At 59.6% G+C, this 15,262-nt stretch carries 10 protein-coding genes; 5 read left to right on the top strand and 5 right to left on the bottom strand.

Annotation, left to right across the window (positions count from 1 at the left end):
* Positions 1-302: 302 nt before the first annotated feature.
* The 5 genes from DBV10_RS17015 to DBV10_RS17035 all read left to right on the top strand — a co-directional run bounded on the left by DBV10_RS17015 (position 303) and on the right by DBV10_RS17035 (position 6,374).
* Positions 303-2,081, top strand: coding sequence for a methyl-accepting chemotaxis protein (locus DBV10_RS17015; RefSeq protein ID WP_124514789.1), 1,779 nt, complete (start codon positions 303-305; stop codon positions 2,079-2,081).
* 302 nt (positions 2,082-2,383) lie between these two features.
* Positions 2,384-3,421 (top strand): GDP-mannose 4,6-dehydratase, encoded by a 1,038-nt coding sequence (gene gmd, locus DBV10_RS17020; RefSeq protein WP_124514912.1) that lies wholly within the window; start codon positions 2,384-2,386, stop codon positions 3,419-3,421.
* Positions 3,422-3,605: 184 nt separating this feature from the next.
* Positions 3,606-4,682, top strand: a complete 1,077-nt coding sequence (locus DBV10_RS17025) for a bifunctional 2-polyprenyl-6-hydroxyphenol methylase/3-demethylubiquinol 3-O-methyltransferase UbiG (RefSeq protein WP_199740143.1) — start codon at positions 3,606-3,608, stop codon at positions 4,680-4,682.
* Between the two features lie 27 nt (positions 4,683-4,709).
* The gene (locus tag DBV10_RS17030; protein WP_233589960.1) at positions 4,710-5,372 is read left to right on the top strand and encodes a class I SAM-dependent methyltransferase; all 663 of its coding nucleotides are present in this window, start codon (positions 4,710-4,712) and stop codon (positions 5,370-5,372) included.
* A 12-nt stretch (positions 5,373-5,384) separates the two neighbouring features.
* Positions 5,385-6,374 carry a class I SAM-dependent methyltransferase gene (locus DBV10_RS17035; RefSeq protein WP_233589961.1) on the top strand — a complete coding sequence of 330 codons (990 nt, stop codon included), beginning with the start codon at positions 5,385-5,387 and terminating at the stop codon, positions 6,372-6,374.
* Here DBV10_RS17035 and DBV10_RS17040 read toward each other — a convergent pair.
* From DBV10_RS17040 to DBV10_RS17055, 5 genes are all read right to left on the bottom strand, one after another.
* A complete protein-coding gene (locus DBV10_RS17040; RefSeq protein ID WP_199740145.1) occupies positions 6,352-7,179 on the bottom strand; it encodes a class I SAM-dependent methyltransferase in 828 nt (275 codons plus the stop codon). The genes DBV10_RS17035 and DBV10_RS17040 overlap by 23 nt on opposite strands.
* Positions 7,180-7,190: 11 nt before the next feature.
* Positions 7,191-12,389, bottom strand: a complete 5,199-nt coding sequence (locus tag DBV10_RS17045; protein WP_124514791.1) for a glycosyltransferase — start codon at positions 12,387-12,389, stop codon at positions 7,191-7,193.
* Positions 12,390-12,397: 8 nt separating this feature from the next.
* Positions 12,398-13,147 carry a hypothetical protein gene (locus DBV10_RS22925; protein ID WP_199740147.1) on the bottom strand — a complete coding sequence of 250 codons (750 nt, stop codon included), beginning with the start codon at positions 13,145-13,147 and terminating at the stop codon, positions 12,398-12,400.
* An 83-nt stretch (positions 13,148-13,230) separates the two neighbouring features.
* Positions 13,231-14,268: a glycosyltransferase gene (locus DBV10_RS22930; RefSeq protein ID WP_199740149.1), complete on the bottom strand. Its 1,038-nt coding sequence runs from the start codon at positions 14,266-14,268 to the stop codon at positions 13,231-13,233.
* A gap of 65 nt (positions 14,269-14,333) precedes the next feature.
* A complete protein-coding gene (locus tag DBV10_RS17055) occupies positions 14,334-15,203 on the bottom strand; it encodes a FecR domain-containing protein (protein WP_124514792.1) in 870 nt (289 codons plus the stop codon).
* Positions 15,204-15,262 lie beyond the last annotated feature (59 nt).

A 15,262-nucleotide genomic window follows, 5' to 3' on the forward strand; every position in this document is an offset into this window, starting at 1 on the left:
GAAGCTGAAGGTATAAGAGCAGCACGCAGAAGGGGGACCCCTCTGCGTGCTTTTTTGTGGGCGGGACGAGGGCCTTTTGCCTTGGGGCCGGGCCTGCGCGAACCCTCTGCCCGCCGGCTCACCGCCGCGATGGCTCCGTGGCGTTTGGCTTCGCGCTGCGCTGCGCTGGTTGCGCAGTGTTGTGGCTTGTTTAGGTTGTATGCAAACGTAACAGAAAGCGCTATGCTGGTCCTGTCTCTCGGCCGGCACGGCCGCGCCGGGCTGGCGCGCCGGTTCCGTCCATCCTTACCAGGAGAGTTGCCATGAGCCAGTTCAAGATCTCCACCCGCCTTGCGGGATTGCTTGCCGCCCTGTGCCTGCTGGTGCTGCTGGTGGGGGGGGCCGGGTTGTTTGGCATGGGGCAGTCCAACACCGGGCTCAAGTCGGTGTATGACGACCGGGTGGTGCCGCTCAAGCAGATCAAGGTGGTGGCGGACATGTATGCCGTCAACGTGGTGGACACCGCCCACAAGGTGCGCGACGGTGCCATGAGGCCTGCGCAGGGCCTGCAATCGGTGGCGGATGCGCGCAAGGCCATCGATGCCAACTGGAAGGCCTATCTGGCGACGCAGCTGGTGCCGGAGGAAACCCAGCTGGTGGCGCGCTTCAAGCCCCTGCAGGCAACGGCCGATGCGGCCACAGAGACCCTGGTCGGGCATTTCAAGTCCGGCGACATGGCGGCGCTGACCCGCTATGCCGCCAAGGAGATGTACCCCGCCATCGACCCGCTGCAAGAGGTGCTGGGGCAGCTGATGCAGGTGCAGCTGGACTACGCCAAGGCCGAATACGACCGTGCTGCGACAAGCTTTCAGTCCATCCGGGCGATGGTGCTGACGGCCGTGGTGCTGGGCATCTTGCTGGCGGGGTTGATGGGCGGCACCATGATCCGGCAGATCTCGCGCTCGCTGGGCAATGCGGTGCAGATCACCGATTCGGTCGCACAGGGCGACCTCACGGTGCCGATCGAGGCGCGGGGCAAGGACGAGATCGCCCAGCTGCTGGGCGGCCTGACCGCCATGCGCGACAACCTCGCGCATGTGGTGTCGGGCGTGCGGGGCAATGCGCAGGGCGTGGCATCGGCCAGCGCCGAAATCGCCTCGGGCAACAACGACCTGTCCATGCGCACCGAGCAGCAGGCCAGTGCGCTGCAGGAGACCGCCGCGTCGATGGAAGAACTGAGCTCCACCGTCAAGCAAAACGCCGACAACGCGCGCCAGGCCAACCAGCTGGCGATGAGCGCATCCACCGTGGCGGGGCAGGGCGGCGACGTGGTGGCCGAGGTGGTGACCACCATGAAGGGCATCAACGACAGCAGCAAGAAAATCGCCGACATCATCAGCGTGATCGACGGCATTGCGTTCCAGACCAACATCCTCGCGCTGAACGCCGCCGTGGAAGCCGCGCGCGCGGGTGAGCAGGGCCGGGGCTTTGCGGTGGTGGCGGGCGAGGTGCGTAGCCTGGCCCAGCGCAGCGCCGAGGCGGCCAAGGAAATCAAGGGCCTGATCACGGCCAGCGTGGAGCGCGTGGAGCAGGGCACCCTGCTGGTGGACAAGGCGGGCACCACCATGACCGAGGTGGTGGGCGCCATCCGCCGTGTGACCGACATCATGGGCGAGATCAGCGCGGCCAGCAGCGAGCAGAGCCAGGGTGTCAGCCAGGTGGGCGAGGCCGTGACGCAGATGGACCAGGTCACCCAGCAGAACGCCGCCTTGGTGGAAGAAATGGCCGCTGCCGCCGGCAGCCTGAGCCACCAGGCCCAGGCCCTGGTGGGAGCGGTGGCAGTGTTCAAGCTATCGGCGGATCAGGGGAAGACCTCGCCAGGCGCCGCTCCTGCAGCACACCCTGCACCCACTGCCGCGCCTGCCAGTGCAGCCCGAGGGGCCGGTGCGGGCGGCTTGGCCCCCAAGAAAACATTGGCGCTGCGGGCGGCGCCGGTCAGCAATGCCAAAAAAACAGCTCCATCCGCCTCTCCGGTTGCTGCCGTGGACAAAGGTTACCGGCCCGTGGCTGTGGGGGCAGAAGAAGAGTGGGAAAACTTCTGAGCGCACCCGCAGAGCTTCTGGCGCCGTAACTGCAATTTGGTGTGTTTACTCTCATTGCCCGCACCCTTGAGTCTGACCACATCTGTTTGGCTGCGTTGCGTGGTCCAGGTTGGGCAGGTTTGCATGACCTCTGACCCCGCGTGCATCTGAGCTCACATGCTGTTGTGAGTGGGCATAACTGCCTCGACTTGTTGCACGCGCGTCCAGGGAAGGGTTAAAGCTTTGCTCTTCTGCAAACAACCGCACTCCAGACCCGACTTTCCCCGAGAATCAGGCTCATCAGAATTCTCTTGGAACTGCGCATGAAGGTGGCATTGATAACAGGGGTGACAGGGCAGGACGGCGCATACCTGGCGCAATTGCTGTTAGACAAGAATTACGTAGTGCATGGCACTTATCGGCGCACCAGCTCAACAAATTTCTGGCGTCTCAAAGAACTGGGTATCGCGGAGCATCCGCATCTTCGGCTTCATGAGTACGATCTTGCGGACCTGAGCGCAGGCATTCGCCTTTTGCGAGAAACCAATCCGAGTGAGGTGTACAACCTCGCTGCACAGAGCTTTGTGGGTGCCTCTTTTGAGCAACCTATCGCGACGGCGATGGCGACAGGCATGGGGCCTTTGTATCTGCTGGAGGCCATTCGCTCGGTAGATCCTGGTATCCGCTTTTATCAGGCAAGCACCTCCGAGATGTATGGGGCGGTTCAGGCCATTCCCCAAACGGAGAAAACGCCATTTCATCCTAGAAGTCCTTATGCGGTGGCCAAGCTGTATGCACATTGGATTACCCAGAACTATCGGGAAAGTTACGGAATATTTGCCAGCTGCGGTATTTTGTTCAACCATGAATCGCCCCTGAGAGGGATGGAGTTCGTGACCCGGAAAATTACCGACGGTGTTACACGGATCTGCTTGGGACAGCAGGAAGTGCTAGAACTTGGAAATTTGGATGCGCGTCGTGACTGGGGGTTTGCTAAAGAGTACGTGGATGGCATGTGGCGGATGCTCCAGGTAGAGGAGCCTGACAGCTTTGTTTTGGCCACGGGACGCACGGAAACGGTGCGCGAATTCACCCGCATGGCGTTTAAGGTGGCGGGTGTGGAGGTAGAGTTTCTGGGGGTTGGCAAAGAAGAGAAAGCAGTGAATGTGGCGACTGGAAATACCGTGCTTCGAATTAACTCTTCTTTTTATCGACCTGCTGAGGTTGATTTGCTCATTGGGGATTCTTCCAAGGCACGGGAAAAACTGGATTGGAAGCCAATAACCACACTTGAACAATTGTGCCAAATGATGGTGGAGTCCGATTTTCGGCGCAACGGCGTATCGACCCTGGCACGGTAGGTGCCTCTCTCGGCTGGTAGGTACCAATCATTTTCCCGCCATGGATGACGCATTCGAAAAAAGCGTCCGCTTTGTGCCAGGAGTGGAGGGGCGGTGGCGTTGTGACGAAAATGGGTGATAATCCAATAGATAGGTCAAATGCTGGGTATATGGAACCACTGCACGTTTGTAATTTCAATTTACCATGAGTCCATCGATCGATATCCTGAGCGCCGATATGCAAATTGCAGCGGCCCGATTTTTACGCTGGATGCCTGGATCCATGCTGGTCAATGGGGATGAGCTTGTCATTGAAGGCTGGGCTCTGGGTTTGTGGGACATGCCCAGCAGGGTGTTGGTCAATGGTCTGGACGCTGTGGATGTCACGTGGCGCGTTCCGTCGCCCGACGTGTTGGCCAAGTTCGGAGCTGTTCCCAACGCCGAGGCTTCCCGTTTTAGTGCGCGATTTCGTATGCCACCAGGTCAAATGTTGTTCCCCGGTGGATTTGCCAGGGTGAATGTGACTGGGGCGTTCGGTGAGCACCGGCTGAGCTACCGCACAGCCTGGTATCTGGCAGATCCTGCGTTGGAGCCCGGGGCGCCAGCTCCTGCACGCATTGCCCGTGTCATTGGTGCTCCGGATGTCAATGCATTCCGATTGGGCGGCGCCACCATCGTGAAGCGCTTCGAGCAACTTCTTCTAGAGCGCTTTGGGCGGCCCATGTCATCGTTTGAATCCATTTTGGACTGGGGATGTGGTGCCGGGCGTCTGACTCGCTATCTGACCATGCTTGCGCCCGAAGTGACTGGCGCGGACATCGATGCGGACAACATCCAAGCTTGCCGCCAAATTTTGCAGAAGGGGCGGTTTGTGCACGTGGGCCTGCGGCCTCCTTGCTCGTTGCCTGCGGACGCATTTGATTTGGTGTTGGGGGTGTCGGTGCTGACCCATTTGGATCGGGAGATGGAGTCGGAGTGGCTGGCGGAATTGAATCGCCTTACACGACCAGGTGCATTGTTGCTTTTGTCCGTCCAAGGCTTGGCTCAAATGGCTCTCTACGATGCACCCACATCACAGAAGATCGACATGCATCAGCGGGGTTTTGTTGATCAAGGCATCAACTCTCAATTGAAGGATGTGGTTGCAGATCAGGAGTATTATCGTAATATTCTGCATTCCCCAGACTACATCATGACGCACTGGAGTCGTTTTTTTGATGTACTTGATATTATCGAGGGCATGGCAGGAAATCAGGATTTGGTGATTCTTCGCCGCCATTGATTATTACTTTCTATGCACCCCAGCGCCATGGACAACGCACGGCTGTTCTTTTTCACCTACTTTCGGGCTGAAAAACACTGTGTTGTATTGGATATTGGATCTCAGGATGTCAATGGCACTATGCGTAGCGTTGCTCCTGCATATTGTCGATATATAGGTGTGGATTTCTCTGCAGGGGCGGGGGTGGATGTGGTGTTGCAGGACCCTTATCGGTTGCCTTTTGCTGATGGTTCAGTGGATGCCGTGGTGAGCAGTTCCTGCTTTGAACATGTTGAGTTCTTTTGGCTGATGTTCATGGAGGTTATGCGTGTCCTTAAACCGCAGGGGCTCTTTTATCTCAATGCACCGACCAATGGAGACTATCATCGCTATCCCGTGGATTGCTGGCGGTTTTACCCAGACGCAGGTAGCGCTCTGGTTCGCTGGGCGCAGCGTAATGGCTTCAAGCCAGCATTGCTGGAGTCATTCGTCGCGTATCAGACGCGGGATATTTGGAATGATTTTGTGGCTGTATTTATTCAGGCGGAGTCGTGTGCGACTGAGTATCCAGGCCGCATGCTGGACCAGCTTGATCGTTATATGAACGGTAAGCGACATGGTGAACGGGGCATTCTGATGCAACAAGCGGCGTCGGAGGACCGGGCGCTTGTGCGAGCGCTGTCGAATGAACTCAGGCACGTTGACTCTTGACCATTGCAATAAATGACCGAATATCATTTGCGATCTGCCTGCGAGCCTGCTGTGCAAGGCCAGAGCCCAGGCCATATGCCACCCGAGTTGGTGGACAACCAACTGGCCCTGAAACTGGATTCCACATGGGGAGACCCCGAAAGCTGGGTGGCCAATGGTGGTCACTGGACTGATTTGGAAGACGTTCGTACCTGCATCAATCAGCGGGTGACTGGTTGCCCCGATACGTCGCCGCTCGCCTGGTTCTTTCGCACTGTGGGGGCTTCCAGAACGCGGCCTTTGCGTCGCGCGCTGGTGGTCGGCTGTGGCACAGGCCAGCTGGAGCGTGAAATTGCACGTGCTGGATGGGTCGAAAAGATCGTGGCGTCAGATTTGTCCGCCAAGGCGCTGGCTCTGGCGCGCAAACAGGCGGTCGAGTGGCCTTTCATCGAGTATGTCCAGGCGGATATGAATCAGATTCCCGTGGGGACTGATCCATTTCTGCCCGGGAGTTTTGATGCCGTTCTCGGCGTTTCCAGCGTGCACCACTGCTCGGAGCTTGAGCATCTCTACGAAAGTCTTGCAGTTCTGCTGAAGCCATCAGGCTGGCTGTTCTTGGACGAGTATGTGGGACCGGACAGGTTCCAGTGGAGCAATGAGCAGCTAGGATTTATCAACCGGCTGGCTGATTTGCTGCCAGAGCAATTGATGACCACTTTGTCAGGCCAGTTAAAGCGGAATTTTCGGGCGCCTACCGTGGAAGAGGTGATTGCCGTGGATCCCAGCGAAGCTGTGTGCTCCTCGAATTTGTTGCCATTGGTCGGCCGGTACTTCCAACTTGTGGAGGTGCGTCCATACGGAGGCGCCCTGCTGCATTTGCTGCTGGCAGAAACGGCCCAAAATTTTGCATCCGAATCGGCCAGTCTTTACAGGCAGTGCGTTATTGCTGCTGAGGAGGAGCTGTACCGCGCGGGGCGGCTAGCCCATGATTTTGCGTGCGTCATTGCGCGCGCGCCTGCCTGAGCCAATTCGACATCCAATCCCTGTCGTTGCTGCCGAGTGCCAAGAAGGCAGCAGGCATGCTGACGATGTGTGCGCTTGACAGTGATGCGTACGCCGCCCGAACCGAAGGCAAGCGCTCCTGCAAAGTGCGCGACGCAGGGTTGAGTCCGGTTACGACCGTCAGACCTGTGGGTGCGGCAGGCAGCGTGACCAAATGCAGATCGGGCCGTAGGCTGCGCAGGCAGGGAACGATTTTCCAGGCATCGCCACTATAAAAACCCGTTTTGCGCTGGCTGATGGATGTCGCGCTGGTGAGGGGAATGGTGTCGTGTATCAGCACGACCGCTTCTGGTGCAGCCCATTTTTCCAGCGCCATGAAGTCTGCAAGCACTGCCTCAAAACGATGATCGCCATCGATGAACGCCAAGTCAAACCCGCGGTTTTGCAAATAGCAGTTTTCGGGCATCGCCGTGAAGAACTCAGCGCTGGTCTGGGAGAACAGCTGGACCGGTCCTGCGCATCGTGCCTGGGGCTGGGCCTGCGGGGCGGGATCTATCCCAACGACCTGGGTGCCAGGGCGCGCCTGAGCGAGTGAGTTTCCTCTCTCCACACCGATCTCTACGTACAAACCCGGCGAAAGCACGGAGTGAAACCAACCCAGCCATTCCAGGTAGTCCATCCCAGGCCAGCGCAGCTTTGCGAGAGCAACATGCGTGGCGGGCAGGTTGGGTTCTTGCACCAAGGCGTGCCCTATCAAGGCTTCGGCTTCATCGAACTGTCCCCGCGCGATGAAACGCCTTGCTGAGCGCATGGTCTGGGTGTCCAAGGGGTGCGCCTTCACGCTTTCACCTTTGCATCTGCCCGGAACAATTGAAGTACGTCGTGGATAAACTGCTCCGGGTTGTACTGGTGTTCGCACAAGTTGGCAGCTGCGGTCTGCTGGCGCAGCCAGAGCGCATCGTCTTGCAAAAGTCTTGCTGTTGCACGAGCAAAGGCATCCGCATCACGTGCATGCTGTATCTCCCGGCCACTCATCCACCCAAGTTGGCGGGCCAGAACGGCAGATGCAACCACCGGGACACCGCAGGCTGCCGCTTCAATGACTTTCACGGGCACACCACCCGCAAATCGCACCGGGGCCACGAACACGCGGGCAGCGTCGTACCAGTGCTCCAATTGGTCCTGACTTCCCAACACTCTTATGGTGGAGCTCGCTCTTTCTTGGATGCGTGCAGAGCGGCACACCCCAATGATGGACAGCGTTGGCATCTGCGGGAGCAGGCGTGCCAGTCGCGGCATCACTTCGTCGAGAAACCAGATAAGTCCGTCCTCGTTGGGAGTGTCTGGGTGCAGTGCGCCTACGAAAAGCAATCCGCTGCGCTGGGCGGGACCTGGTGCATTGCGCCGTACCTTCATGGCATGACCAACCTGCGTGGTGCGATGTCCTGCTTGCCTGAAATGGCGCGCATCTCGCTCAGAAACCACAAGCACCTGCTGGGCGCCCTGTGCCAACCGAATCTCGGCAGCCAGTTTCGCTTGTGCTTTGCCGCGCGGCAGTGGCCGTTTGTGAACCGCGGCCTCGGCGATCTCGCGCAAGGCAAACAGCGCCTCTGCGTCATAGATCAAGCGCATCCCTTTGAATAGTTCAGGACGGCGCTGGCGCAGCGGTTGCAGCGCCTTGAGATTGGGTGGGCGGCTCACCACCAGCGTGTCGTAGACGCCCTTTCGCTGGGCCAAAAATTCTTCGAGCCGGGCAAATCCATAGCCAAGCATCACCTCGACGCTGCGCGGCAGGGATGCATACACCTCCCGCCAATCGTCATCCGCGTCCCAGAGCGGAAAGAAGGTGACAGGCCACTGGGCCAGCGCCTGCAATATCTTCCGTGCACGCGGAAGCCCACCGCCCTTGAACATGTGCGGGACTTCGTTGTCAAGAATCAGAATGCGTGGTTTGCGGGGAGAGTCTTCGGGGGATTGCCAACGGTCCGCGTCCAGTGGCACGGGCGCGGGGTGACCACGCTCGCGCAGCAGCTCGGCATGGAAGGAACGAAAACGCTCGCGATTGATGCCCATTTGCCGAGGAGCTTCCATGTTGTCGCTGGTGCTGCCCCATTCCAGATGCTCGACAAGAACGTCGGGGTCGTAAACGACCCGCCAACCGGCTTTCCAGATGCGCAGGCACAGGTCAGCATCTTCATAGTAGGCTGGGGCAAAGGCTTCGTTGAACCCGCCCAACATGCGCCACAAATGAGTCGGCACGGCCGTGAATACGCCTGACACGTAGTCAGTTGCCCTGCTGGCCAAGGCCGCTGGACAAAAGGGATCCTCGCCGCGCCCAATCCCCAGTGTGGATCCATCGCTGAAGACGGCGTTGCCTGCTTCCTGCAATCCGCCGCTCGTCAATACGATTCGTCCACCTACTGCTCCGATGGTGCAGTCCGAATCGAGTCGCTCCCGCGCTGCGGCCAATGCGCCCTGCTGCAGTATGGCATCACTGTTGAGCAGCACGATATGCCGTCCCCGGGCGAGAGCTGCAGCCTGATTGGCCGCGAGCAGGAACCCTCTGTTATGTTCGTTGACCACAATGGTGGCACCCTGAACACGCCTCAGCAGCTCTTGCGTTTCGTCGCAAGATGCATTGTCGATAATGATGGTTTCAAAGGACACTCCGCGTTGGTCTGCAACGGCCTGCAGCGTCTTGCGCGTCAGCCCTGCCTGGTTGTACAGAACAACGAGCACCGATAGATCCGGTGTCTCGGAAGGAGCCATGCTGGGGAGAATGAGCTTGGTTTCCTTTGCCATCCAGGCTGCAAGATGCCATCGCGCCTGCGCTTTGATTCTGGCTTTGGCGTCCGCAGTTGCCAGATCTCTGCATGCCGGAAGCTTGGTAGCAATGGCCTCCTCAATCTGGCGTGCAATACGTTGGCCATCGGTGAGCGGGGATGCCAGCATGCGCGCTCGCAGTCCGTGCCGCAATTCTTGAAGGGTGTGCAGGTCTTGCCCAAGGGTGGTGGCAATCTGCACGTACTCGTCCTCAGAGGTCGCAATCAGTTGCGGGCAACCCAATGCCATCAGTACGGAGCAGCCTTGCCGTGCCCCAGCCCATTCACCCGCAAGGGTCACTACCGGAACGCCCATCCACAGGGGCTCCAGGAGGCTGAGGCCGCCGTTGCCGGGGAAGGTGTCCAGCACCATGTCAATCTGCTGGCACCAGTCGAGCAGCCTTTCATAGCTTCGATGGGCATCGAAGGCGATTCGTCCCTTGGCGACACCGTGGCGGGCCATTGCCTCGAGTATCTGGTTCTGGAGTGGCCAGTCCGAAGACAAGAGGCCTAGAAATTGGATGCGTGCACGAGGGGTGGCTGCCAGGACGCGGGCGAAGGCATCAATGCAGCGGGGGCTGAGTCGAAGATTTCGGGCGGTGACGCCATAAGTGACACTGCCGGTTGACAATCCGGGAGCAGGAGTTGGCGCGGGTGCATGCATGGGAGGAGACCAGCACCATTGCCCGCCCTTCAGGCGCCACAGATCCTCTTCGTAGTGACTTTCGCTATCTTTCGGGATGCTGGCGTCGTCTGTAAGCAGCGCGTCGAAGATGCCGCCTGTTCCTCCCCAGACGCCCAGCCATCCGACCTGCAAAGGTGCCAGGCGACGGGCATAACACTCCAGCAATCCGAGTTGTCCCTCAAATGGATGCAGTCCCCCGGTATCGATCACTACGTCGATGCGGTTTGCGGCGCAGGACTGGGCGAGCCGCTCCGGTACCAGGGGTTCCCGCCTGACATGCGTGGGCAGCGGCGGGAACGGTTGGTTGGAGTAGAGAAAAACTTCTATGCGTGCAGGATCATGGCTGGCAATCACGCGCTCCAGCAGACGCTGATGGCTTTGCCCGGCGACGTAGGCAATGCGTGCTTTCGCATCCGCAGGGCGGGGAGCGGGGCTCTCTGCAAAGAACAAGCCGCTTCGCAATTTCAGCCCGCGATACCAATCTCGAGCGCCCAGCGACAGAGCGTGCGGGTTGGAGTCGGGGTCAAGTGACGCCGCGTAGAGCGATGCCGTCGCAACCCAGCTATCGTTCGGAAAATCCTTGCTGGCTTCTATCGCAAGCCTGCGCAGGTTGTCATGGCCATGCCGGACGGTGGCTTCGCTGATGGCCGCTTTATACGACTCCAGGAGCGTCCCGCGCGGTAGCAAGCGCAGTGCTGCCCGCGCACCAGAAACACCAAGGCCCAGCAGTCGCATCAAAGACTGTGCTACTTCTCCTACAGCCAAACCCCGGGAGATCAACCGGCGGCACTCTGAAAGGGCCATCGCGTGGGCATCCGGCACGATGGGCGCAGCTTCGCACAGCAGGCGCACCCGGAGCAAAAGGCCCGCTAGCCGCTCTGGGTGCCGATCCAGAAGTCGGCTCACTAGTGTCAAGCCCACACTGAAGTGACCGGCTCTCAGGCAGGATTCGGCGGCCTCCTGGAGTGCAACAGGGTCCTGTGGCCGTTGGTCAAGGACACGAAGAAAGGCGAGCTGGGCATGTGCAGGGCGTTGGTCTGCAATCAAGATCCAGCCGAGTTGGCGCAAACTATCGACTTGGCTGGGCCTCAGTTGCAACGCGACGTCAATGGCATGCTCTGCGTCTTCGAGCCGTAGCTGCTGGTACCGCACTTGAGACAGCGCTCGCCATGCCTCCGGATCCTGGGGGTTGGCCACTACGGAGTCTTCGGCGAAGTTTGCGGCCTGGGCGGCATCACCCGCCGCAGCGAACACAAAAGCTGCCTGCACCCGGGCTGCATGGTCCTGCGGCCTCAGCGTCAGCAGGTGCCGAACTGTGCGGGCGGCTTTCGTGGCGTCTCCCCGCTCAAGCTCCATCCATGCCTGCATTCGCAGCGCTTCAATGTTGTCGGGCGCCAGGTGCAATGCGTGGGCCAGCCAACGCATGGCTACCAGGTGACGCGAATGCTGGCGCAATGCGACGGCCAGAAGCCGCCACAGTTCGCTGTCGGCAGGATCCCTTTGCAGGCATGCATGCAGTTGGATCCGTGCTTCACGTGTTCGGCCCAGATCCAGCAATACCTGAGCCCGCAGTCCCAGTGCTGCCAATGAACCAGGTTCGCGCCATAACACCTGCTGCAACAGCCATTCAGCGGCTTCACCATTGCCCCAGCGCGCCTGTATGTATGCACGTCGCAAGAGCGCATCGACCAGCGTCATGTCTCGCTGCTGTACCTCGTTGAAAGCGCAGTCGGCCGCTGCAAGATCTCCAGCTCGTTCCAGCAAAGTCCCCAATAAATGCCAGGCCGAAACCAGTTCTGGGTGCACCGCTGTTTGCCGCTTCGCGATTGTGAGCGCCTGGTGCGTGTTGCCACGCTGCCATTCAAGCTTGGCTTGCGCAGTCATCAGGTCCGGATGGTGCGGGAAGCAGGCCAGTCCCTTTGCAAGCACAAGAGAGGCCTCGTGTGGCTGTTTGAGAGCCTCCAGGCATTGCGCCCAGTGCAGATGCAATCGCGACTGCTCCACTGCGTCTGCGGGAAACGAAACGGCGGCTTCTTCATAGGCCAGCACGGCTTCTTCGATAGAACCTTGCTGCTGCAATAGCCAAGCCCGCTGCAGCAGTCTTTGCGGCAGACGCGCGCTGCGAAGCGCCCGCTGGGACCAGTGCAGCGCTTCTGACACATTGCCTTGGTCGTGCAACCACCACGCCAGGGTGCAGGCGGCTTCGTCGAGTGACTCGTCCAGCAGGCATGCATGACGCAAAGTGTCTACCGCCTGATCAAGATCCCCTTGACCATGCCGAAGCAGTCCCACATACCAGTGCAGTACCCCCATTTGAGGGGCCTTGCGCATGGCGGCAAGCAGCACATCTTCGGCTTGCTGCAGAGCGCCTGCATCCAGCAGGAAGTAGCCAAGCGCGGCGGCTGCCGCGGGGGACGATGCGCCTACCCAGGCTTCGCGCGCCAGTTCAATCGCCAGCGCCCTGTGGCCAAGGCCATAGTTGCGCCAGGCGTCTGCAACCGGGTCGATGGCGTGAGGAAGTTCGCTCATGGCTGGCACTATGTCGTGGCAGGCCGCTCGCAGACTACGGTAAACATGTGAACGTCGCGCTGGGAGGCCGGCTGGCGCTGAACGTGGAAGTTAAGCTGGACCTGGGTGAATCCGAGCAGACCCAGGGCTGAAATAAAGAACTGGGGCGTAAATTGCCACCAAGTATGGACCTGGGGTTCGGCGCCTCGGTGAGGCAGCAATCCACACAGTGCGTCATTGCCAAGTGCTGGGTTGTACTGCTCGGTCACGATCACCGTGCGGCGCGTGCGTGCAGCGACGCTCTGCAGCATGTCGAAGGGCCGACGGCAATGAAGCAAGATGGACGCGAGAAGGCTTGCATCAAATGATCCCAGTGCTTCAGTCAGTGCGTAGGGGTCGGCCTCCACCATGCGTGCTCGGGACTTCTTCTGGTGGTGCGCGTACCAGAACGAGTTGCGCACCATCTCAATGCTGGTGGTGAATTCACGTCGCCAGGAGTCCGTATCAAAGCCTTCGAAAGGCACGATGTCCCACAGATGGGACATGGGAGGTTCCAGACAAGTGACTTCAGCGCCTTGCGCCTCCATGTGAAAAGTCAGGAATCCACTGGCTGGGCCAACTTCCAATACAGATCGGCCTTGAAAATTGACACCACCCAGGTAACCCTGAGGGTTGCCTCTCAAGTCCCACTCGCCATGCATTTCGCCTTCAGCCAACGTCATGGAATGGTAGAAACGACAATCTTCCAGGCGCGGCGCGCGGGGGGTAACTTGCTGCATGGGTATGACGAAATAGGCGGGACTGTAAGGAGGTGTCAACAGCGTTTGGGCGGCGCTGTTGACGCCAAGTCAACTGGCGAGGGTCAGCGGCTGGCGTGCAACGTCAGAACGCTGAGCAATTGCGCAAGGACCAGCGGGGTTTCTGCCACGTAGGCGGCCGCTTGCTGCTGGGCTGCAGCAGCGTAGGCTGCATTGGTGGCAGGGGCGTGCAGTTTGCGCAAGGCCTGCGCCCAGTCAGCCACTGGTGCCTGCAGATCCATCACAAGACCGCCCTGACTCACCAGCTGTGGCAACGCGCCGCGGTTGCTCGCCAGTACAGGCAACCCATTCAGTTGAGCCTCGATGACGGTTCGGCCAAACGACTCTTCCCACACCGATGGCATTAGCAGAACGCGGGCTTGAGCGTACACAGCGCGCATATCTGCGGCGGGGCTGCACCATTCGATATTCCCCAACTGTGCAGCGCGCTGCTGGCAGTAAAGGCGCCATTGGGGATCGAGTGGCCAGCTTTCCATGACCAAGAATTGAAGCTCCGGGCATGCTGCGGCCAGGGCGAACATGATCTCTACGCCCTTGATAGGGCTCGGATTGACGTACAGCACCTTGGTGCCGGTCTGGTTCGCAAGGTAGCGGTCGGGTGCTATGACCGGCGGGATCACGGCGCAGTCCAGGCCATACAGCGCATTCCAGCGGTGTGCCGTGAATGCCGAGTTGGCGAGATACAACAACGACTCGTGTGCGGGCAAATTGCCTGCAAGCTGGTGCGTCTCCACGTTATGCAAATACACAGCCGTGGGTTTGCCACTTTCCAGGCTGCTGCGCACCATCGGCAGCAAGGCCGTGCCATTTTGCACCACCACGACGCTGGCGTTCCACGCTGCGGAGGCCAGTGGCAGCGCCTGCTCTGGGTTGTCTGCGCGGAGCACCAGGTAACCCAGGTGCTCATCCTGGGCAAACGCGCTCGTGCTGCTTCCAGCGTCGGGGTCGGGCGCCTTGCCGCAGAGCACAGCTGCTTCAGCGCCCATCTCTTTGATGGCCACGCACAGATCGTGTGTGGCGGTTTGCAGTCCGCCGGTGATTTCGGGCAGGTGAGGGTAGTTGGAGGCGAACAGGACGCGCATAGGCTTTGGCAGCCTCGGGTCGAGGCCTAGGTGAAACTTCGCCGGTACGAGCGGACCAGCGTCAGTCAAGAGGCATTTGGGATTTGCCCCGAGCTCAAGATGTTATTCAAGACCCACTGAGGATTTGTGGTGATAGTGTTGTCCACCACACTTCTCAGACGATCATTCGCCAAAGTAGACCCGGGACTTTGTGTTCCCCCCGGCGTGTTCCCCGTGCTAATAAGCACACCAGATGGAGCGGGCGCAGGATTGGGACTGTCTACACTCTGCCTTGAGGTAGCTGCGGCTAAGGGCTGCACAGCCAACTGATTGATTAGCTGAATCACATTTGTTGATGAAACTGGCGAGGAGGGTGGGGTGTTTGCAGAACTCGTTACTCCAAACCCAAGCCTTGTAACTGTTTGGGTACCGCTGGGGTTACTCACTCTCATTTGTTGCCCAAACAGAAAGGCGGTCTGAGTGATGTCGGGCGAAGTGGAGACCGAGGCAATCCCACCGCTTATCTCCACCAAAGCGTGGGGTGTATTGATTTCTGTAGGCTCGTTTTTGCTGATGTATCCACCCACCACGCGAACAATGCCTTGGCGCAGGTTCAGGCGAATCTTGCCTTTCCTGGCGGAGTCGTCATAGCGGAACTCATCAATGACAAGCTCGGACTCCGGCCCGAGTGTCAGCGCGGACTGGTCCTGCAACAGCACATGCAGCACCTCGTCCTTGCCGGTGGTGATGCGCTGCCCTGGCAGGGCAGTGCTGCCTACATAGAGAATCTGGTCATTGCTCTTGATCTGGGCGCCAGGGGTGACGGCCGCCACAATGCCGGCAGGTGCGGGGGGGGCGCTGCCAGCGGGTGGCGCGGGTTGCGCCAACGCCGTTGGCAAGGTGGTGCTGGTGATCGCAGCGGCCAGCCACAAATCCTTGGAAATGGGGGGGCTCATTCTGGGCTCCTGATGCTGACGAAGTGGGTCATGGGGCAATAAAAAAGCGCAAAAGAGGG

This window comes from Acidovorax sp. FJL06, assembly GCF_003852545.1.
Lineage (GTDB): Bacteria > Pseudomonadota > Gammaproteobacteria > Burkholderiales > Burkholderiaceae_C > Acidovorax.

Bases quoted from the DNA above. Each gene is read 5' to 3' on its own strand.
- DBV10_RS17015 (WP_124514789.1), top strand. From the start codon at position 303: ATGAGCCAGTTCAAGATCTCCACCCGCCTTGCGGGATTGCTTGCCGCC.
- gmd (WP_124514912.1), top strand. From the start codon at position 2,384: ATGAAGGTGGCATTGATAACAGGGGTGACAGGGCAGGACGGCGCATAC.
- DBV10_RS17025 (WP_199740143.1), top strand. From the start codon at position 3,606: ATGAGTCCATCGATCGATATCCTGAGCGCCGATATGCAAATTGCAGCG.
- DBV10_RS17030 (WP_233589960.1), top strand. From the start codon at position 4,710: ATGGACAACGCACGGCTGTTCTTTTTCACCTACTTTCGGGCTGAAAAA.
- DBV10_RS17035 (WP_233589961.1), top strand. From the start codon at position 5,385: ATGACCGAATATCATTTGCGATCTGCCTGCGAGCCTGCTGTGCAAGGC.
- DBV10_RS17045 (WP_124514791.1), bottom strand. From the start codon at position 12,389: ATGAGCGAACTTCCTCACGCCATCGACCCGGTTGCAGACGCCTGGCGC.
- DBV10_RS22925 (WP_199740147.1), bottom strand. From the start codon at position 13,147: ATGCAGCAAGTTACCCCCCGCGCGCCGCGCCTGGAAGATTGTCGTTTC.
- DBV10_RS22930 (WP_199740149.1), bottom strand. From the start codon at position 14,268: ATGCGCGTCCTGTTCGCCTCCAACTACCCTCACCTGCCCGAAATCACC.
- DBV10_RS17055 (WP_124514792.1), bottom strand. From the start codon at position 15,203: ATGAGCCCCCCCATTTCCAAGGATTTGTGGCTGGCCGCTGCGATCACC.